General features: G+C 66.3%; 20 protein-coding genes and 2 tRNA genes. 11 read left to right on the forward strand and 11 right to left on the reverse strand.

Features of this window, described 5'->3' with window-relative positions; translation table 11 throughout:
* The first annotated feature begins 16 nt into the window (after nt 1-16).
* The 3 genes from ACIA75_RS03580 (at nt 17) to ACIA75_RS03590 (ending at nt 1,696) form a co-directional block, all read left to right on the forward strand.
* On the forward strand, nt 17-1,129 hold the full coding sequence (locus ACIA75_RS03580) for a DUF3566 domain-containing protein (RefSeq protein WP_397099496.1): 1,113 nt from the start codon (nt 17-19) through the stop codon (nt 1,127-1,129).
* 250 nt (nt 1,130-1,379) lie between these two features.
* A tRNA-Ile gene (locus ACIA75_RS03585) sits at nt 1,380-1,453 on the forward strand.
* Between the two features lie 135 nt (nt 1,454-1,588).
* Nucleotides 1,589-1,696 (forward strand): DLW-39 family protein, encoded by a 108-nt coding sequence (locus ACIA75_RS03590; RefSeq protein ID WP_397099498.1) that lies wholly within the window; start codon nt 1,589-1,591, stop codon nt 1,694-1,696.
* A 36-nt stretch (nt 1,697-1,732) separates the two neighbouring features.
* Here the strand turns inward: ACIA75_RS03590 and ACIA75_RS03595 are convergent, their stop codons facing one another.
* Nucleotides 1,733-2,404: a TetR/AcrR family transcriptional regulator gene (locus ACIA75_RS03595; RefSeq protein ID WP_397099500.1), complete on the reverse strand. Its 672-nt coding sequence runs from the start codon at nt 2,402-2,404 to the stop codon at nt 1,733-1,735.
* Between the two features lie 242 nt (nt 2,405-2,646).
* Here ACIA75_RS03595 and ACIA75_RS03600 point away from each other — a divergent pair, with 242 nt between their 5' ends.
* A complete protein-coding gene (locus ACIA75_RS03600) occupies nt 2,647-3,924 on the forward strand; it encodes an oxygenase MpaB family protein (RefSeq protein WP_397099502.1) in 1,278 nt (425 codons plus the stop codon).
* 87 nt (nt 3,925-4,011) lie between these two features.
* Nucleotides 4,012-4,084, forward strand: a tRNA-Ala gene (locus ACIA75_RS03605).
* 98 nt (nt 4,085-4,182) lie between these two features.
* Here ACIA75_RS03605 and ACIA75_RS03610 read toward each other — a convergent pair.
* Nucleotides 4,183-4,527: a winged helix-turn-helix transcriptional regulator gene (locus ACIA75_RS03610; RefSeq protein WP_397099504.1), complete on the reverse strand. Its 345-nt coding sequence runs from the start codon at nt 4,525-4,527 to the stop codon at nt 4,183-4,185.
* Between the two features lie 140 nt (nt 4,528-4,667).
* Here ACIA75_RS03610 and ACIA75_RS03615 point away from each other — a divergent pair, with 140 nt between their 5' ends.
* Nucleotides 4,668-5,546 (forward strand): NAD(P)-dependent oxidoreductase, encoded by an 879-nt coding sequence (locus ACIA75_RS03615; protein WP_397099506.1) that lies wholly within the window; start codon nt 4,668-4,670, stop codon nt 5,544-5,546.
* A 76-nt stretch (nt 5,547-5,622) separates the two neighbouring features.
* On the opposite strand, the gene ACIA75_RS03620 is transcribed toward ACIA75_RS03615, so the two are convergent.
* Nucleotides 5,623-6,189: a helix-turn-helix domain-containing protein gene (locus ACIA75_RS03620; protein WP_397099508.1), complete on the reverse strand. Its 567-nt coding sequence runs from the start codon at nt 6,187-6,189 to the stop codon at nt 5,623-5,625.
* Between the two features lie 113 nt (nt 6,190-6,302).
* Nucleotides 6,303-6,959, reverse strand: a complete 657-nt coding sequence (locus tag ACIA75_RS03625) for a class I SAM-dependent methyltransferase (RefSeq protein ID WP_397099510.1) — start codon at nt 6,957-6,959, stop codon at nt 6,303-6,305.
* Between the two features lie 107 nt (nt 6,960-7,066).
* Here ACIA75_RS03625 and ACIA75_RS03630 point away from each other — a divergent pair, with 107 nt between their 5' ends.
* The gene (locus ACIA75_RS03630; protein ID WP_397099512.1) at nt 7,067-7,357 is read left to right on the forward strand and encodes a cold-shock protein; all 291 of its coding nucleotides are present in this window, start codon (nt 7,067-7,069) and stop codon (nt 7,355-7,357) included.
* Between the two features lie 43 nt (nt 7,358-7,400).
* On the opposite strand, the gene ACIA75_RS03635 is transcribed toward ACIA75_RS03630, so the two are convergent.
* Together ACIA75_RS03635 and ACIA75_RS03640 are read right to left on the reverse strand one after the other, a co-directional pair.
* Entirely contained in the window at nt 7,401-7,913 is a 513-nt protein-coding gene (locus ACIA75_RS03635; protein WP_397099514.1) for a thioesterase family protein, read from the reverse strand.
* Between the two features lie 107 nt (nt 7,914-8,020).
* The gene (locus ACIA75_RS03640; protein ID WP_397099516.1) at nt 8,021-8,932 is read right to left on the reverse strand and encodes an oxygenase MpaB family protein; all 912 of its coding nucleotides are present in this window, start codon (nt 8,930-8,932) and stop codon (nt 8,021-8,023) included.
* 885 nt (nt 8,933-9,817) lie between these two features.
* Between ACIA75_RS03640 and ACIA75_RS03645 the strand changes: the two genes are divergently transcribed.
* Nucleotides 9,818-10,897, forward strand: coding sequence for an ATP-binding cassette domain-containing protein (locus tag ACIA75_RS03645; RefSeq protein WP_397099518.1), 1,080 nt, complete (start codon nt 9,818-9,820; stop codon nt 10,895-10,897).
* Nucleotides 10,898-10,953: 56 nt separating this feature from the next.
* Nucleotides 10,954-11,748 (forward strand): ABC transporter permease, encoded by a 795-nt coding sequence (locus ACIA75_RS03650; protein ID WP_397100893.1) that lies wholly within the window; start codon nt 10,954-10,956, stop codon nt 11,746-11,748.
* A gap of 8 nt (nt 11,749-11,756) precedes the next feature.
* Here the strand turns inward: ACIA75_RS03650 and ACIA75_RS03655 are convergent, their stop codons facing one another.
* Nucleotides 11,757-11,981: a hypothetical protein gene (locus ACIA75_RS03655; RefSeq protein WP_397099520.1), complete on the reverse strand. Its 225-nt coding sequence runs from the start codon at nt 11,979-11,981 to the stop codon at nt 11,757-11,759.
* A gap of 195 nt (nt 11,982-12,176) precedes the next feature.
* Here ACIA75_RS03655 and ACIA75_RS03660 point away from each other — a divergent pair, with 195 nt between their 5' ends.
* A complete protein-coding gene (locus ACIA75_RS03660; RefSeq protein ID WP_397099522.1) occupies nt 12,177-13,055 on the forward strand; it encodes a rhomboid family intramembrane serine protease in 879 nt (292 codons plus the stop codon).
* Between the two features lie 89 nt (nt 13,056-13,144).
* Here ACIA75_RS03660 and ACIA75_RS03665 read toward each other — a convergent pair whose 3' ends face one another.
* Together ACIA75_RS03665 and crgA are read right to left on the reverse strand one after the other, a co-directional pair.
* Nucleotides 13,145-13,606 (reverse strand): PH domain-containing protein, encoded by a 462-nt coding sequence (locus ACIA75_RS03665; protein WP_397099524.1) that lies wholly within the window; start codon nt 13,604-13,606, stop codon nt 13,145-13,147.
* A gap of 149 nt (nt 13,607-13,755) precedes the next feature.
* The gene (gene crgA, locus ACIA75_RS03670) at nt 13,756-14,022 is read right to left on the reverse strand and encodes a cell division protein CrgA (protein WP_397100895.1); all 267 of its coding nucleotides are present in this window, start codon (nt 14,020-14,022) and stop codon (nt 13,756-13,758) included.
* Nucleotides 14,023-14,105: 83 nt separating this feature from the next.
* On the opposite strand from crgA, the gene ACIA75_RS03675 reads away from it, so the two are divergent.
* Nucleotides 14,106-14,750, forward strand: a complete 645-nt coding sequence (locus tag ACIA75_RS03675) for an aminodeoxychorismate/anthranilate synthase component II (RefSeq protein WP_397099526.1) — start codon at nt 14,106-14,108, stop codon at nt 14,748-14,750.
* 83 nt (nt 14,751-14,833) lie between these two features.
* Here the strand turns inward: ACIA75_RS03675 and pknB are convergent, their stop codons facing one another.
* Complete coding sequence (pknB, locus tag ACIA75_RS03680) at nt 14,834-16,744, reverse strand: Stk1 family PASTA domain-containing Ser/Thr kinase (RefSeq protein ID WP_397099528.1); 1,911 nt, start codon at nt 16,742-16,744, stop codon at nt 14,834-14,836.
* Nucleotides 16,741-18,225 (reverse strand): serine/threonine-protein kinase, encoded by a 1,485-nt coding sequence (locus tag ACIA75_RS03685; protein ID WP_397099530.1) that lies wholly within the window; start codon nt 18,223-18,225, stop codon nt 16,741-16,743. Before ACIA75_RS03685 ends, pknB begins: the two co-directional genes overlap by 4 nt.
* Nucleotides 18,226-18,245: the final 20 nt, after the last annotated feature.

Consider the following 18,245-nt stretch of genomic DNA (forward strand, 5'->3'; position numbering starts at 1 on the left):
GATCCGAGGATTCCCATTGACCACTCCGAAACAGCCGAGCGACGAGCGGCAGCAGACGAACGGTGTGACCGAGAGGAGCACTCCGTCCCCGATTTCGCCGCGCCCGATCCAGCGGCCGGGTGAGGCCGCGGACAACGACCAGGCCGGTGGCGGGCAGCCGGGCGGAAATGCGTCCGGTGGCGCGCCCGCCGGCGGTTCCGCGCCCGAAAATCAGGAGCAGCAAGGCGAATTCCCGTCCGATCCCCGTAACGCCCCGGCGGACCGCAACTCCGGTCCGCAGGCCGGTGGCGGGCCGGGTGATCACCAGGGCGGTGCCGGAAACCAGCAGGGTGGCAACGCACCCGATGGGAACCGCTACCAGGAGGGCTGGTCGCAGCTGCCGCAGCGGGAACCGCAGTCCAACCTCTCGCGGCCCGGTCATATGCCGGTGGGCGGCACTCAGCCGCGACCGGGTGGGCTCCAGGGCGGCGGGGGTCTCCAGGGCGGCGGGGGTCTCCAGGGCGGGGTCACCAATGCCCGCACCACCAGCGACCTCGCGGCCAAGGCGGCACGTAAGGAAGCGGCCATGGCCAAATCCGTTGGCCTGGACGGACCCACGCGCAGTATCGCCCGGCCCGAACTGGCGAAGGATATGCCGGACCTCTCCGAGATCCGGCATCCGCTGCCCCCGGAGCAGCACCAGGCCCAGCAGCCACCCGCGTACACCCCGCCGGCGGCCCCGGTATCGCCGTCGGTCTCCCCGGGGCTGCAGCGGGCGGTCCTCGGCGGGGAACCGCTGCGGGCCACGGTTCAGGTCCGGCGGATCGACCCGTGGTCGACGCTGAAGATCACCCTGGTGATCAGTATCGCCATGTTCTTCGTCTGGATGATCGCGGTCGCGCTGCTGTACATGGTGCTCGCGGGTATGGGCGTCTGGGAGCGGCTCAACAGCACCTTCACCGATATGGTGTCGCCGGACAGCGGGTCGGTGGGTCTCATCGACGCCGGCACGGTGTTCGGCTACGCCGGGGTGCTCGGGCTGATCAACGTCGTGCTGTTCACGGCGCTGGCCACGGTCGGAACATTCATCTACAACCAGTGCTGCGATATGGTCGGCGGTATCCAGGTAACCCTGGCCGACCCCGACTGAATCCGGTGTTCGCGACGGCCGGTGTCCCGAGTTCGGGGCACCGGCCGTTGTGCGTCGGGGCCGAAATCCGCGGGTCGGATCGTCGGGGGAGCGCGGGCATCCGCTCGGCCGCGTCGAGGGGGATCGGTGCCGGGTCGACGTGGCCTTTCGTGGCCGCGTGCAAGCCGTCTACCTGGCGTTTTGGTTGGATCGAGGACAGTCCTGTAATCTCTGTGCTCGGCGGTTACTTGATTTACAGCAACTGCTCCGCGGGTCTATAGCTCAGGCGGTTAGAGCGCTTCGCTGATAACGAAGAGGTCGGAGGTTCAAGTCCTCCTAGACCCACTCCGCAAGGTATTCGAGACCTCCGTGCCGACAAAGGCTCGGGGGCCTTTCCTTTTTCCCGGAGTGGCCGATCGCCGGTGCTGATATCACCGGTCCTGACGAGCCGTCGTGAAGTAACGGAAGTAGGCTGAAGAAATGAAATACGTTCTCACCATCGGAATTGTCGCTGCGGTTCTCATCGGTATCAGCAAGCTGCGCCGGCGGGACGAGGCCGATCTGTGGCATGAGGTCACCACCCGCTGACCGTTCACCGCATCGCACGTCAGAAATGCGCCGTGATCACGGCCGGGCCAGCAGTTCGATGACCGAGGACACCTGCGCGGTGGACGGCGTCGGCAGGTTGTCCCGGCCGTGGATCAACCCGATTCCGATATAGACCATCGCGCCTGCGCGCAACCTGGCCTGATTTTCGTCGAAACCCAGGTCGAGCATGGTTCCTTTGACGGTTTCGAATACCCGCTGATCGAGATTGCGCACCGCGGCCGCCACCTTCGGATTGATACGCGACCATTCACGTACCGTGGTCTCCACGATCCAGTGCCGTTGGTCCACGAGCATGGCCGCCATTTTCTCGATGCGTTCCTCCACCGGAATCGCCGCGAAGGCGCCCAGTTCGCGCACCGTATCGCTCTGCACCGAACTCCAGCGGTCCGCCATGGCCGCCATGAGTTGTTCGATATCGTCGAAATGCCAGTAGAAGCTGCCCTTGGTGACCCCGAGCTCCTGGCACAGCCGCTGGATCTTGACCGCTCCCACGCCTTCGCGGGAAAGCAGGTTCAGTGCACCATCGACCCAGTCGTCGTAGGACAGCCGGGCGGTGCGCCGGCGTTGACGTTGCTGTGCCTGTGCCTTTTTCGATTTCGGCCGGCGTGCCGCGGACCGGTCGCCCTGTGGTTCAGCGGTGCCGGAATCCGCCGTTTTCGATTCCGGCTGATCGGCGCTGAGTCTCATACTCCGATGGTAGGGGAGCAGGTCGGCAGGCTCGTGGGATCCGGCGGGTTCGGGCCGGCGGGCGGCTGCCCGGCTCATGCGGGCGTGTCCCGATTGCTATGGCCGCCCCGCGACCTTCCCGGAGTCCATACTATTGAGTACTGTTACTCCATACACTTCAGTATGGTTGGCGGTGGAGAGCCGGAACACGGCACCACCCGGGCGGCGGTTCGGTGGACTCCGGGTCGGCAAGGAGGACAGCAATGTCGATACCAGTGGTGGTACCGGACACCGAAGATCCGGCCGGGCGGTGTCCGGAGGCCTTTCGCTACTGGCAGGCCCGGGAGAGTCCATGGGTACGGCGGGCCGAACGGCTGGTGCGGACATTCACCGGCGGTGAGCTCTTCCCGGACGACGACCAGGCGCGGGCACTGTGCGCGGATATGTTCTCGGGTGATCCGGTGGCCGAACGCTTCGTCGCGGAAGTGATGCGCGGCGAAACCGGTCGCGCGAACGGTCGGCAGCTCGTGGAAACGGCGCTGCGCGATGGCATCGACAGCATTGCCGACCCGCCTCCGGCCATGCGCGCACTGTTCGCCGAGTTCGAAACCGTCCCCGACTGGGTACGGCCGGAACTTGTTGAACGCGGCGCGGCGGTCTGGCGCCGGTGGGGGACCATGCTGTTCAGTTTCGCCGGCGCGGAAACTCTGGAGATGTACACGGAATCCGCGGTCGCCACGCCGCTGTCGCTGGCCGGCGGTTATGCCGGTGACAGCGCGCTGCGACGCTTCCTGGAGACCTGCCGCTTCTGGATGGATGTCTCCCAGCCCGGTGCGCTGCTGACACCGGGTTCGCAAGGGCGGGCCACCGCCCTGAAAGTACGGATCATGCACGTCTCGGTACGGTCCGGTGTCGCCCGGCACCCGGAATGGGATACCGAGAAATGGGGACTGCCGATCAGCCAGACCTACCAGCTGCTGACGCTGATCGCGGGCAGCACCATTCCAGGGCTGGGACTGTGGGCACTGGGTTACCAGACCAGCCCCGCGGAGTTCCGGGCGCTGCTGCATTTCCAGAAGTACATGGGTTACCTACTCGGCGTCCGGTTGACCTGGCATCCCGAAACCGTGCCCGACACCCTGCGGGTGATGGCGATGACCATGATCGCCCGCGCCCACGATTCCGGTGAGCAGGGCGCCGAACTCATCGAGTCCTATCCGGCGGCCTTCGCGCCCCGCGACGAACAGCGCGGCCTTGCCCGCCTGCGGGCGCACTACAACTATCGGATCAACTCCGCGTACTCGGCCCTGTACATGCTGCCGACCACGCGCCGGAAGTACCGCATGCCCGCGGCCTTCCCTTGGGTATTGCTGCCCATTGCCCGGATTCCGCTGGTCACCGCCATGGAGCTGGCCCGGCGTGTACCGCCGATCGGCCGGTTGCACGAAGCGGTCATGCTCAGGCATCGGGAGAACTGGTACCGCGAACAGATGCAGGGCCGCGAGGCCGAGTTCGACGCCAGCGGCGCGTTGCGCCGGTGAGTCCGCGCCCCGGTATCCTTGTTTGACGGTGTACGTGCTGGACCGCTACTGTTTCGCAGGCGACTTGCGGCGCAGTCCGCCCGTCCCGGGGCCTTAGCTCAATTGGCAGAGCACTGCCTTTGCAAGGCAGGGGTTAGGGGTTCGATTCCCCTAGGCTCCACTCCGAAGCGCTCCCACCTGCCTCGGCAGGGCGGGAGCGCTTCGCGGTTCGAGGCGTCGACGCCGAAACCGGGGGGAGAGCCCGGCGGTAGCGAACAGTCAGCAGGCGACGTTCATCAGATGGTCGCGATGGCGGTCGCCCCACTCTTCCAAAGGGCGCAGCGCCCGGGCGAGATCCTCGCCGAGGGGAGTCAATGAGTACTCCACCCGCGGCGGGACCTCGGGGTACACCTCGCGGTGGATGATTCCGCCGGCTTCCAGCTGACGCAGATTCTCGGTCAGCACCTTTTCGCTCACTCCGGCGAGTGCGCGGCGGATCTGTCCGAAGCGTTGCGGTCCGGCGCCGAGGACCCACATCAGATGCAGTTTCCACTTCCCGCCGACCGCGTCGATCGCCAGGGACATACCGCATACATCGTGATCTGTATCACCGGCAACAGTCATCGCATCCTCCCGACCTCTTCGCGTACCTCGAGGTGAGCGGCCCCACCGGCAGGTACGTACTTGTCCGACTCTACCTGCGGAGACGAATATCTTTTCCGGCGCCGAAACCAGAATCGACCACTACCGGAAAAGGGCATTCGATGTCTCAGCAGAACACTCGCTCGGTCAGCGTGATCGGGTTGGGACCGATGGGTCAGGCGATGGTGCGCGCCTTCCTCGCGGCAGGTATCGAGGTCACCGTGTGGAACCGCAGCCCCGAAAAGGCCGAGGCCATGGCCGGACTGGGTGCGAAGCGGGCCGCCACGGTGGCCGAGGCACTGGCGGCCAACGAGGTGACCGTCCTGAGCCTGACCCACTATGCGGCGATGTACGAAGTGCTCGGCCAGGCGACCGACGGGCTGGCGGGGAAGGTGATCGCGAACCTGTCCTCGGATTCACCGGAGAACGCCCGCAAGGGCGGGGAGTGGGTGCGGTCGCACGGTGCGGAGTTCCTCTCCGGGGGCTTCATGTCGGCGGGCGACAATATCTCGCACCCCGCGTCGTACATCTTCTACAGCGGGCCGCGCGAAGTCTTCGACGCATACGCGGAACTGTTGCGGCCGTTGAGCCCGCAGGAGTATCTCGGCACTGATGACGGTCTGGCACAGGTCTTCTACCAGGCACTGCTGATCACGTTTCATCCGTGGATGCTCGCGTTCGACCAGGCATTGGCCCTGGTCGAACGCTCCGGGCACGATATCGACCAGTTCCTGCCGTACGCACAGCGATCCAGCGAGGCCTACCCGTTCTTCATGGCCGAGTACGCCGAGGCTGCGAAGAACGGTGGCTGGGGAGATCTCGCCTCGTTCGAAATGATGTACGCCGGTGCACAGCACATCATCGATGCCAGCACGGACGCCGGTGTGGACGCCACGCTGTCCCGGGTCGCGCAGCAGTGGTGGGCCCGAGCGCGAGACGTGAGTGCGACGTCTGGTCGCCCGGTTTCGATATTCGAACTGATGCGGTCCGGGGATTCCTGAAAGGACAACGATGTTCGCCGATCCCGCCGGGTTCCGGTCGTATCGTCACGACTCGACCGGCGGGGGTCGGGGCCGGCTATGCCGAGTCCGTCGCCGGGCCGGACTGCCGTGCCTTCTCGGTGATCTCCGCGGCGTACTCGCGGTGACCGACGCCCGGAAGTTCCTCGAGGGTCAGGTTTTCGATATCCCACCGGGGCCGGGCATCGGCGATGAACCGGATGGCGTCGCGCACGAATCGCTGTTCGGCGGGTTTGCCGATATGCGCCGACGGCGTGAACAGCCGGAGCCAGCCGAGGAGATCGTCGGCGGTGCCGTCGATTCCGGTCGCGCTGACGGTCTCGTCGGCAGCGGCCGTATCCGGGAGCAGCAGGCTGGTGGGCGAGACGCCGAGGGCGACCGCGAGCGCCAGCAGATCGTCCACGTCCACCCGGCGCTCGCCCCGCTCGATCCGCGACAGGCCCAGCACCGGGATCGGGCGACCGAGGGCCTCGAGCCTTCGCGCGAGATCGGCATAGCCCAGGTTCATCCGGGTGCGGTAGCGCAGGACATTGTCTCTGACGGTATTGCCTGTCGGGCCGAGCGGGTTCTTCTTGATCACCACCTGACCAGGGTTATTTATCAAAATGATCGCGTCAAGTTTCATTTCGATGCGATCACCTGCGCGCATCTGCGGCCTCGAAAAGCCGAACGTCCATCACATTGATTCCACCGAAATGATCGTATGGCCTATCGTTTTGATGCCATAAAGGTGGTCAATCAACTCGAGCGCACCAGCAGTAGCGACGCCTGCGGGGTCGATTCCGTTCTGGCGGGTGCCCGGAAGAACCGCATCTCGACGGTGAAGCCGGCGGCTTCCGCCGCTGCGGCCGTCTCGTCGGGGTCGATCCGGTGGAAGTCCAGCGAGACCGGGAGACCGAACCCTTCGTCGTAATGCTTGACCTCTGTGCCTGCTTGGAACCCGAGCAGCAATCTCCCGCCCGGCCGCAGGACCCGGTGGAACTCGGCCAGCACGCCGGGACGTTCGGCGGGCGGGATATGGATCAGGGAGTACCAGGCGATCGCATTCGCCAGCGAGCCGTCCGAGAACTCCAGCGCGGTCATGGAACCCACCTCGAACCGGATATCCGGATGGCGGCGCCGAGCCAGCTCGACCATAGCCGGGGACAGGTCGATCCCGCGCATCGCCAGACCGTGCTCGGACAGGAAACCGGTTATCCGGCCCGGACCGCAGCCGATTTCGGCGACCGCCTCCCCGGCGCCGACCACCTCGGCGAAGGCGGAGAGTATCGCTCGCTCCCAGGGATCGGCATCGAGTTCGCCGGCGAAATTCTCGGCGTACGCCGTCGCGATGGTGTCGTAGCCGGTGCGGGTGTCGGTAAGAAAGGATGACTCGGGCACAGATGATTCGGGCACATGTGCACCGTAGCGGCGTGCCGATGGAACCGATCGTGACGTCCACGCGCCCTGGGCGTACGTTTGATGGTGTCGACCCTGACGGAACGAGTGGAGAAGACCAGGTGATGACCCCTTCGGAGTCTGCCGCACCCGGGATCGACCGATCGGATTGGAGACGCGGGAGGGTCTTCTGGTTCGACTCCGAGAAAGGGTTCGGCTACATAAAGCCCGACGACGGGACCGAGCAGGTCTTCGTGGAGTACCGGTGCATCGAAACCGACGGTTACCGGACGCTGCACGCCGGGCAACCGGTGGTGTTCGTCAGCACCGCCCGGCCGCGTGGCCACGAGGCGGTGACGGTTCGCCCGGCGGCGACCGGACCTTCCGATGCCGGCGGCGGAGCCGATACGGCGTAACCGCGCTCGAGCACAACGCGTCCGCCGCGGCGGACGCGGAAGGTCAGCGGCGGATCCCCATCGCTCCGCAGATCGGCACCGGCCAGTCCGCGTCGGAAAGCGCGAACTCGTGATCTATCGCCGCGGCGGTATCGGCCGCGAAGGGCGTGACCGATCGGGTGCGCAGGTCCACATGGATGGCAGTGACCTCTAGCGTGCAGCTCAGCCGCTGGGTGGTGTCGTTCACCAGCATGGCCACGACATGCACCACTTTGTCGGAGCGATCCACTCCCCGCACGTACACCGAAATCTGTTCGCCGATCCGGGTTTCGGCATGGTAGCGGATATGGTGCTCGGCGGTGAAGAACCCGACGCCCCGGCTTGCGCGGTATTCGTCGGTGATGCCGACCCTTTCGAAGACCTTGCCCGCGGCTTCGACGCACAGATCGAAGTAGTGCTTGATGTTCATATGGTCGTTCTCGTCCCGGAAGCTCTCGGGGACGGTGAGCGGTCCGAGCTCCCGCGGCAGCCGAACCACCTGCTGGTAGTCCGGAAGTATGGTCGTGCTGCTGGTCACGGGGTGCTGCTCCTGTCGATTCGCCTGACCCGCATTGTATCGATACAGAAACGGGCCCCGGATCGAGTCGATCCGGGGGCCGGTTGCTGAAGGCGGGAGCGGCGGGGTCAGAGCGGTCGGGTGTCGATCACCTTGCGCAGCCGGGCCTTGTCGCGTTCGAGTTTGCGGGCCTCGTAGGCGATCGGGAAGTAGCGCAGCCGTTCCGGCAGCAGCGGAACCAGCCGGGCGATGAACCAGCCGAGGATCCGCAGTTTGCGCTCGTCGGACTCGCTCCAGGTGAGACCCAGTTTGCGCCGCGCCGCTTCCGGAGTGGTACCCACGGTGACGAAATACTGCATCCGGCCGAAGGGGTCGGTCAGCGTGCGCCACACCGGACGCAGCACACGTGGCAGCTGGGCGGGCGGGGCGATCGTCCGGATGACCTTCAAGTAATCCTTGGAGGTCTGCGTCGCTTCGAGGTGGTTCTCCACCTGGTCCGCGAAGAACTTCTCGAAGTCCGTATAGGTCGCCGGCAGCTCCTTCGGCGGGACCGAGAAGTTCCGCATCAGCTGCAGCGCTTCGCGGTAGTAGTCCTCCTTCTCGGCGTCGGTCAGTGGACGCTGCGAGAAATATTCGGCGTTCTCGGCGAATGCAAAGGTCCCGGTGTGCAGCACCCAGGCCCACGGACCGCTGGACAGTGCGGTATGCCGTGTGCCCTTGTCATCCGTGGTGTTCAGCGTCGCGTGCATCTTGCGCAGGCGGTCGGTTTCGCCGAGTGATTCGTCACCGCCGTAGGTCCACATCATGACCGCGGACAGGCTGCGCAGCGCGCGGCCGATCGGGTCGGTGCGGAAGGTCGAGTGAGCGTCGACCACAGCGGAGATGGTGGGTTCCATGGTCTGCAACAGGAAGGCCGATCCCGCGGTGAGCGAGAAGGTGATCAGGCCGGTTTCTTCCCATGTCCGAGTGCCGGGACCGAACGGACGACGCTCCGCGGGGGCGTGTGTGTCGATGGCTTCGACGTCGACGGACGCGGTCATTGCGGATCTCCCTTGATCTACTGCATCGATCTGATGAGACGATGATACTCCAAATCTCTCACTATTGCGGGCTGGCGGGAGTACCGATCATGCGGTCGAGGATGGCGTCGCAGGGCCAATCGGCCGTGTCCGGCAGGCAGGCGGCGAGAGTGAGGAGGCGGGATTCGCACGTGGAACGGCGGCGGACCCGGACATGAGAGCGGGCCTCGGCGAAGGGGGGGAGTTAGCCGAGGCCCGCATAAGGTCGGCCCGGGGGGGAGGGGCCGACGCGTTCGATCCTACGCGATGATCCGCGATTGCGCGTACAAGAGGCCCAGTAGTTTCGGACTTTTTTTGGTGCGGCTCACAAGGAGTCCGGGCGGCGCAGCGACAGTGCGCCGCCGTTACAGCCGGGACTGATCAGTAGCTGCCGAACCGCTTGTCGCGCAGGGTTTTGCGAAGCAGTCACCGCACCGGTAATTCCGCGGGGCGCGGGTACGGCAGCGGACCGGGGACGGCTGAATCTGTCGGACCCCGATGCCAGTATTCGGCTGTGCATCCCGGAAGTGAACTCCGACACCTCCGCGGCGACACGGTACGGATCCGCGTACCGCCGCCCGCGGAATCGAGTAGTCCGCTACGCGCGACCATGCGGTTCGGGGCGGCGAAGATCGAAACCGGTCGCGCCCCGTGCCGGCTACCCCGAGCACAGTCGGGGCGGGGCGTGACCCTTTTTCGTACCGGGGGTTGGGGGACAACCGGATAAATCGGATGAAAACACCGGCATCCGCGACGATACTGGCTCGAAGTACGGCCGGTGGCCGGATGCGCTCCTGGTCGGTGGCTCGATATCGCTGCCGGCGACCCATGATATCCGCCCTGCTCAACCACTCATTCAGGAGAATCATGCCCGACGCAATCGTCGCCGAGGGTCTCGTCAAACACTACGGCCGGAAGGTTCGCGCCCTGGACGGGCTCGACCTGACCGTGCCCGAGGGCACGGTGACCGCGCTCCTGGGCCCCAACGGTGCCGGTAAGACGACCACGGTCCGGGTACTCACCACCCTGCTCGTCCCCGATGCCGGGCGCGCGACGGTGGCGGGGATCGATGTTCTCGCGCACCCGCGTGCGTTGCGGTCCCGGATCGGCGCCTCGGGTCAGTACGCGGCGGTGGACGAGTACCTGACCGGTTTCGAGAACCTGGAAATGGTCGGGCGGCTGTATCACATGGGAACGCGCCGGAGTAAGGAACGGGCGCGCGAGCTCCTGGAGCGGTTCGGGCTCAGCGATGCCGCCGACCGGCCGGTGCGGGGCTACTCCGGCGGTATGCGCCGCCGCTTGGACCTGGCCGGCGCCCTGGTTGCCAATCCGCCCGTGTTGTTCCTCGACGAACCCACCACGGGCCTGGACCCGCGCGCGCGGTTGGACCTGTGGGATGTGATCGAGGAATTGGTCGCCGCAGGCACCACCCTGTTGCTGACCACCCAGTACATGGAGGAGGCCGACCGGCTGGCCGACGCCATCGCGGTGATCGACCGGGGTCAGGTGATCGCCCGCGGTACCGCGGACGAGCTGAAGAGCATGGTCGGTGGGGACCGGATCGAATTGACGGTCGACCACGCGGCAAACCTGACTGTCGCCCAGGACGCGCTGGCGCCGCTCGCGGACGGCGAAATACATCTCGAACCCGGACTGCGCCGGGTGGTGGTACCGGTGAGTAACGGGTCGCAGGCGTTGGTCGACGCGATCGGCAGGCTGACCGAGCGGGGAGTGAAGATCCACGACGTCGGATTACGGCGTCCTTCGCTCGACGATGTCTTCCTCTCGCTCACCGGCCACGAGGCCGAGACGCGGGAAGCGCCGGACGAGGGCGCGGAATACCGAGAGCCGGGTACTACCGATCCGGCGGCGCGGACGGCCGCCGCCGGAACCGAGGCGGCCGGGGCAGCCGAGAGCCTCGAGGCAGTGGAAGGAAAAAGCAGATGACCGCGGTGGCCACCGGCGCTTACCGGGAGACTCCGACCTTGGCCGAGCGAGTGTCGATGGTGGTCAGCGACAGCCTGACCGTCACGAAGCGCAATGTCATCAAGATCAAGCGCGTGCCCGATGTGCTGATCTTCAGCACGCTGTCACCGATCATGTTCGTGCTGCTGTTCGCCTACATCTTCGGTGGCGCGATCAAAGTGCCGGGGCTCGAGGGTGGTTATCGGGAGTTCCTCGTCGCGGGCATCTTCGTCCAGACGGTCGTATTCGGCTCCACCTTCACCGGCTTGAGCCTGGCCGAGGATATGCAGAAGGGCATCATCGACCGGTTCCGCTCACTGCCGATGGCGCCGTCCTCGGTGCTGATCGGCCGCACCGTCAGCGATGTCGTGATCAATGTGGTCAGCCTGGTGGTGATGTCGCTGACCGGATTGGTGGTCGGCTGGCGGATCCGCGGATCCGTACTGGACGCGATACTGGCCTACGCGCTGCTCCTGCTGTTCGCGTACGCGATCTCGTGGATCATGGCCGTGGTCGGCCTCGTGGTCCACACCCCGGAAGTGTTCAACAATGCGAGCTTCATGGTGATCTTCCCGCTCACGTTCCTGGCGAACACCTTCGTCCCGCTGCAGGATCTGCCGGCACCGTTGCAGATCTTCGCCGAATGGAATCCGGTATCGGCGCTCGCCCAGGCGACTCGCGATCTGTTCGGAAACTCGTCACCGGTGGTCGACGGTTCGACGGCATGGTCGCTGGAACATCCGATAGCGACGACCCTGATCTGGGTCGTGATCATCCTGGCGGTGTTCGTTCCGCTGGCGCTGCGGCAGTACCGCAAGACGGTGAGCCGCTGAGCCTCCGATCAGCTGTCAGCCGCCGGGGCGGCCCCGTTCGCGGACGCCCCGTTGGTGGTGGCTGTCGCGGTGCCGGCCCGAGACTGTCCGATGCGGGGCGGCGCGGGAGCGGGCTCGGGTGGTTGCGGACGTTTACTGCGGACCAGCCAGGCCGTACCCCCGGCTGCCGCCACCGCGGCGGCAGCGAGCAGCCGATAGCGCGAACGACCGGACGGTAGTGGGCTCGAGCTCATGGCTCAACTCTGACACAGCCGCGCCGATAGCGCAGACTGCCAGGTCATCGGGCTCTGCCCGCCGGTCGCGGGCGGCTTTCGGCGAGCGACGGGCACGGCGCGCGCGTGGCACGATGGGCTGGTGAGTACGACACGCCGTACCGGGCCGGTCACGCACCGAGAGACCCCCCAGCCGTCCATCCACCGGGCTTTCCGGTGAACCCCCAGCCGCCTTCGCCGCCGGCCCAGGTGTGTGTCCGGCACACCGACCGTCCCACCGGGCTGGCCTGTACCCGATGCGGGCGTCCCGCGTGCCCGGAATGTCTGCGGCCGGCCTCGGTCGGTCAGCACTGTGTCGACTGCATACGCGCCGACCAGCGCGGCACCCGTAAGGTACGCACCGCATCGGGCTCGGTGGCCGCCCGCACTGCCACGCCGTATGTCACCTACGTCCTGATTGCGCTCAATGTCGTGGTCTATGCGATCACCGCCGCACAGTCGCGCAGCCTGATGGAGAATCAGCGCGGGTCGGCGCTGTTCATCGACTGGGTGATGTACCCGCCGGCCGTCGCCGCCGGGGAATGGTTCCGCGTGGTCGGCTCGGGTTTCCTTCACTACGGCCTGATCCATCTGCTGCTGAACATGTTCGCGCTCTATGTCGTCGGACGCGATATCGAACTGGTCCTCGGCCGGGCGCGCTACCTCGCGGTTTACCTCATCTCGTTGCTCGGCGGATCGGCGGCGGTGATGCTGCTGGCGCAGAACAGTCTCACGGCCGGAGCCTCGGGTGCGGTGTACGGCTTGTTCGGCGCGATCACGGTGATCCTGATCAGGCTGCGACAGAACCCGAACAGCATGCTGATCCTGATCGGGATCAATGTGTTCATCAGCTTTTCGTTGCCCGGGATCTCGCTGATGGGCCACCTGGGTGGTCTGGCCGCGGGCACGCTGGCCACGCTCGGCATCATGTTCCTACCGCAGTGGGTGCGGGCCCGGACCCCGGAAAAGGCCCGGACGGTCGGGGTGGTCGCACTCGCGGTCCTGGCCGTGGCGGCGCTGGCGGTGATCGGGCTGGCGGCAGCCTCGCTGTCGTGAGTACCGTGGCCGGGCAGACCGTCCCCATGTTTTACGTGAAACATGGAGAAGTCCGGCGATGGCCGGTGGTTCTCGCCCGGCCGGAGGGGTCAGCGGGTCGATTCGCCGCGCAGTCGAAGCTCCGCGCGGAGCGTTTCGTAGACGTCTTCCGGATCGGTACCGAGATCCCAGCGGCCGAAGATCAGCAGGCGTTCGGTACCGAGGTGATCCACATCGATCTCCAGCATCGGCGATTTGCGGCCGAGCCGGCGGTACCCGACCACCCGGGCCCGCAGGATCTGGTCGCGGGTGTACTCGGTGACACCGGTGAGGCCGCGCAGCACCAGCAACGGCCGGTCACCCGGTACGACCGCGAGCCGCGGTCGTTGCCGGATACCCAGTGCGGCCAGGGTCCACAGCGCCACCGCCGCAATCCCGAGCAGGAACTTTCCGGGTACCTCAGTGGTCAGCAGTGCCGCGACCGCGAGAATTACGCCGCCGATCGCGACGGCGATCAGCGCGGGTAGCGGGGTCGTCCAGGTGAGACGTGGTGGTGTGCTCTCGGGCTGCACGCGGTGTTCCCCATTCCGTCTCGAGAGTTATCCACAGGTTTATCCACAGGTGTGCATTAATTACACCCGTGTAATCCCTGGTCCAAAGGCTGCCGCGAGCGCGGCTCACCCACCGATCCGCACCTGGCCGCAATGCGGCGGAGGTACGCTCAGCGCCACCGCATCGTCATGATCAGGCCGATCACCATCAGCCCGAAGCCGATGAGGAAGTTCCAGGCGTTCAGATCGCTCATCCAGCCGATCTGATCGGCCGCGAGATAGTAGACCAGCAACCAGGCGAGCCCGGCCAGCATGAAGCCGAGCATGACGGTGACGTACCAGACGGGCGATGGGCCCACCGCCTTCACCTTCACCGGCGTGCGGCTGGCGGGGTTGATTGTGTAGTCGGTCTTCTTGCGGACCTTCGACTTGGGCATGATGTCCTCGTGTTCAGCGTGCAGGTCGTGCCCCAAGGCTATCCCACCAGGTGCCCGCCGGGTCCGGCACGTAATCTTTGTGCATGCGAGTTCTGGTCGTCGACAACTACGACAGCTTCGTGTTCAACCTGGTCCAGTATCTGGGGCAGCTCGGCGTCGAGGCCGTGGTCTGGCGCAACGACGATCCGGAGCTCTCGGATACCGATGTTGTGGCCCGCGATTTCGACGGGATCCTCATCAGCCCCGGGCCCGGCACACCGGAGCGTGCGGGGGCGAGTATCGACCTCGTCCGCTCCTGCGCCGGGCAGGAGACTCCGCTGCTCGGCGTCTGCCTCGGCCATCAGGCCATCGGGGCGGCCTTCGGAGCCACGGTGACCCGGGCCCCGGAACTGCTGCACGGTAAGACGAGCTCGGTGTTCCATATCGGGACGGGTGTACTGGCCGGATTACCCGACCCGTTCACCGCGACCCGATACCACTCGCTGACCGTGGTGGAAGATACGTTGCCGAGCGAATTCGATGTGATCGGTCGTACCGAAAGCGGGATCGTCATGGCGCTGCGGCACCACGATCTGCCGATCCACGGTGTGCAGTTCCATCCGGAATCCGTATTGACCCAGGGCGGACACCGGATGCTGGCGAACTGGCTGGAAGTCTGCGGGGAGCGGCCCGCCGAGGGCCTGGTGGAGATGCTGGAGGCGGAGGTCGCCGGGCTCAGCGTCCAGTGACCGGACCCGCACGGACGGGTTGAGCCGGGGCCCCGAACACCGGCCATGTGCCGCCGGGCCGACGGCCTGGCGGCACACGCACCTCAGCCGAGGGGAAGTACGCCGGTGTTGACGGTCACCGTGGTCGAGGACGGCACGGTGGTACCGGCCGAGGGCTGCTGGCTCAGCACCTTGCCCGCCTGATCGCCGTTCAGGGTGATCTGGGTGATCTGCCGGATCTGGTTGACGCTGCCCTGCCAACCGCTTTCGCGCAGCGTGTCCACGACCTCGGCCGAGGAGAGGCCGACCAGATTCGGCATCGAAATCCGATCGCTCTGTGCCACCTGCACCTTGATGGTGGAGCCCTTGTCGGCCGTAGAACCGCCGGTCGGCCCGGTGGACAGTACCTCACCGCGTGGCCGGGCCGACTGAACCTGTTCGATCTCGACCTTGAAACCGGCGCCCTCGAGGTTCGGCTGCGCCCGGTCGATCAGCTGACCGACCACGTCCGGGACGAAAATCTGCTCCGGTCCGGAGCCGATGGTCAGCGTGACCTGGCTGCCCGCGTCCAACTCGATCCCGGCCGAGGGCTCCTGCCCGATGACCTTGTCCTTGTCCTGGGTGCTGGACGGACCGCGCTTCACATCCGGGTGGACCTGTAATCCGGCGTTCGTGAGTTCCTGCGCGGCCTCGTCCTGGGTCAGGCCGGTGAGCCGGGGCACGGGCACCTGCTGCGGTCCGGTGGAGACCTGCAGGGTGATCGTGCTGCCCTCGTCGGCACGGGAACCGCCGAGCGGCTGCGTCGCGATGACATTCCCGGAACTGACCTTGCCGTCGGGTCTCGGCTGGATCGATACATCGAAGCCGAGCGAATCCAGTTTCTGCTCCGCCTCGCTGGCGGACATATTCGACAGGTCCGGTACGGCCACCTGATCGGGCCGGGCGCCCGGCCCGATCAGCATCCAGAACAGGCCGAACGCGACGGCGACAGCGGCCACCACGCCGGCGGCGATATAGGCCGTCCGGCGCCGATTGCCACCGGAATCGGAGTCGTAGTCATAGTCGTAGTCATCGATATCGTCGTCCGCGCGGTGGTGGCCGCGCGACGGCGGTTCGGCCGGACCGAGCATCGTGGTGCGATCCTCGTCGGTCATCACCATCGGCGCGCCCGGCTTCTGCCCGCCCAGCACCCGGATCAGGTCGGCACGCATCTCCGCGGCGCTCTGATACCGGTTCGCCGGATTCTTGGCCATCGCTTCGAGTACGACCGAGTCCAGCTCGCGCGGGACCCCCTCGTAGACGAGCGAGGGCAGCCGGGGATCCTCGCGCACGTGCTGATAGGCCACGGCCACCGGGGAATCGCCGGTGAACGGTGGTTCCCCGGTGAGGATTTCGAACAGGACGCAACCGACCGAGTAGACATCCGAGCGTGCGTCCACGGTTTCGCCGCGCGCCTGCTCCGGAGACAGGTATTGGGCGGTGCCGATCACGGCGGCCGTCGCGGTCATCGGATTCGCGGCGTCGGCGATCGCCCGGGCGATACCGAAATCCATCACCTTCACCGCGCCGGCCCGGTTGATCATGATGTTGGCCGGTTTCATATCGCGGTGCACGATCCCGGCGTTATGGCTGAAATCCAGCGCCGCGCAAACATCGGCGATCACTTCCATCGCCCGGCGCGGCGGCAGCGGTCCCTCGTTGCGGACGATATCGCGCAACGTGTCGCCGTCGACGTACTCCATCACAATGAACGGCAGCGGTCCGCCGTCGACTTCGGCTTCGCCGGTGTCGTACACCGCGACGATGGCCGGATGGTTCAGCGCGGCCGCGTTCTGGGCCTCGCGTTTGAAGCGCAGATAGAACGTGGGGTCGCGGGCGAGATCAGCGCGCAGCACCTTGATCGCGACATCGCGGTTCAGCCGCAGGTCGCGCGCGAGGTGAACTTCCGACATACCGCCGAATCCGATGATCTCGCCCAGCTCGTAGCGAGAGGAGAGATTCTTCGGGGTCGTCATGGCTGTCCTTGATGGTGGCTCGGCACGTCGAGGGGAGAGCTGCTCTGTTCCCGGGTGAATTCGGGCAGATCGATATCCGGTACGGGGAAACGACGGGTGGTGGTCGTCTCCTCGGTCGTCGTCTGTTCGGTGGTTGTCGGTGCGGTGGTGGTCTCCGACGTGGTGGTCGGTGGCTGTGTCGTGGTCGACGCGGGCGGCTCGGTGGTCGTCGTCGCCGGGGGCTGGGTGGTGGTGTACTGCTCCGTCGATGTCCAGACCGGCGGCTCGGTCACGTCGTACGTGGTGGTGACCGGGGGCGGCAACTGCCGGGTGGTCGGCACGGTCGACGACGTTTCGAGCGGGGTTCCCGCGGGGTTCGTATCGCCACCGAAGAGCAGCCACAGCACGGCTCCGCCGAGGAGCAGCGCGCCGATTCCCAGCCCGATCATCCACTTCTGGTTCTTACCGAGACCGCCGCCACCGGCACCGTCGCGGTAGTCGGCAGGGTCGGCTTCGTGCGCGCCGTGATGGTCCATCACCGTTTCCGGTCCGGCTACCACGGCGGGCGGGGTGGTGTACCGAACGGTCGCGGGATCGTCGTAGCGCGGTGGCGGCGCCGGGATCACACTGGTCGGCCCCGCAGCGGCCAGGTTGCGCGGTGGGGGCGGCCGCCGCCCGGAGCGCACCGCGGCGACGGCGTCGGCGAATTCGCCGCCGTCGGAGTAGCGCTGGCCCGGATCCTTGGCCAGGGTCACCTCGACGAGTTCGCGCACATTCGGGGGAAGATCCGTCGGCATCGGCGGCGGTACGTCGCGCACATGTTTCATCGCGACCGTGAGGGCGCCGTCGCCGGTGAACGGCCGCTGTCCGGCGAGTGCCTCGTAACCGACCACACCGAGCGAATACACATCACTGGCGGCCGTGGCGTCCTCACCGACGGCTTGTTCCGGTGCGATGTACTGCGCGGTCCCCATCACCATTCCGGTCTTGGTGACCGGCGAGGCGTCGACCGCCTTCGCGATTCCGAAATCGGTGATCTTGACCTGGCCGGTGGGCGTAACCAGGATATTTCCGGGTTTCACATCGCGGTGGACCACACCGGCCAGATGAGCGACCTGCAGCGCACGTCCGGTCTGTTCCAGCAGGTCCAGACCCTGGACCACGGACAGGCGGCCGAGGCGGTTCAGCACCGTGTTGAGCGGCTCGCCCTGGACCAGTTCCATCACGAGGTAGGCGGTCTCACCGCCCTGCGGGTCATAGGTTTCGCCGTAGTCGTAGATGCCCGCGATCCCGGGATGGTTCAGTTGCGCGGTGGTCTTGGCCTCGGTGCGGAACCGGTGCCGGAAGGTCGGATCGGCGGAGAACTCCGATTTGAGCACCTTGACCGCCACCCGGCGATCGAGCCGGGTGTCGAGTGCTTCCCAGACCTGGCCCATGCCACCGGTGGCGATCAGGCGCTGCAGCCGGTAGCGGTCCGCGATCATCGCGCCGTTTGTCAGCATCGGTTTCCCCGCAGATTCAC

The organism is Nocardia sp. NPDC051750 (assembly GCF_044453135.1).
Lineage (GTDB): Bacteria > Actinomycetota > Actinomycetes > Mycobacteriales > Mycobacteriaceae > Nocardia.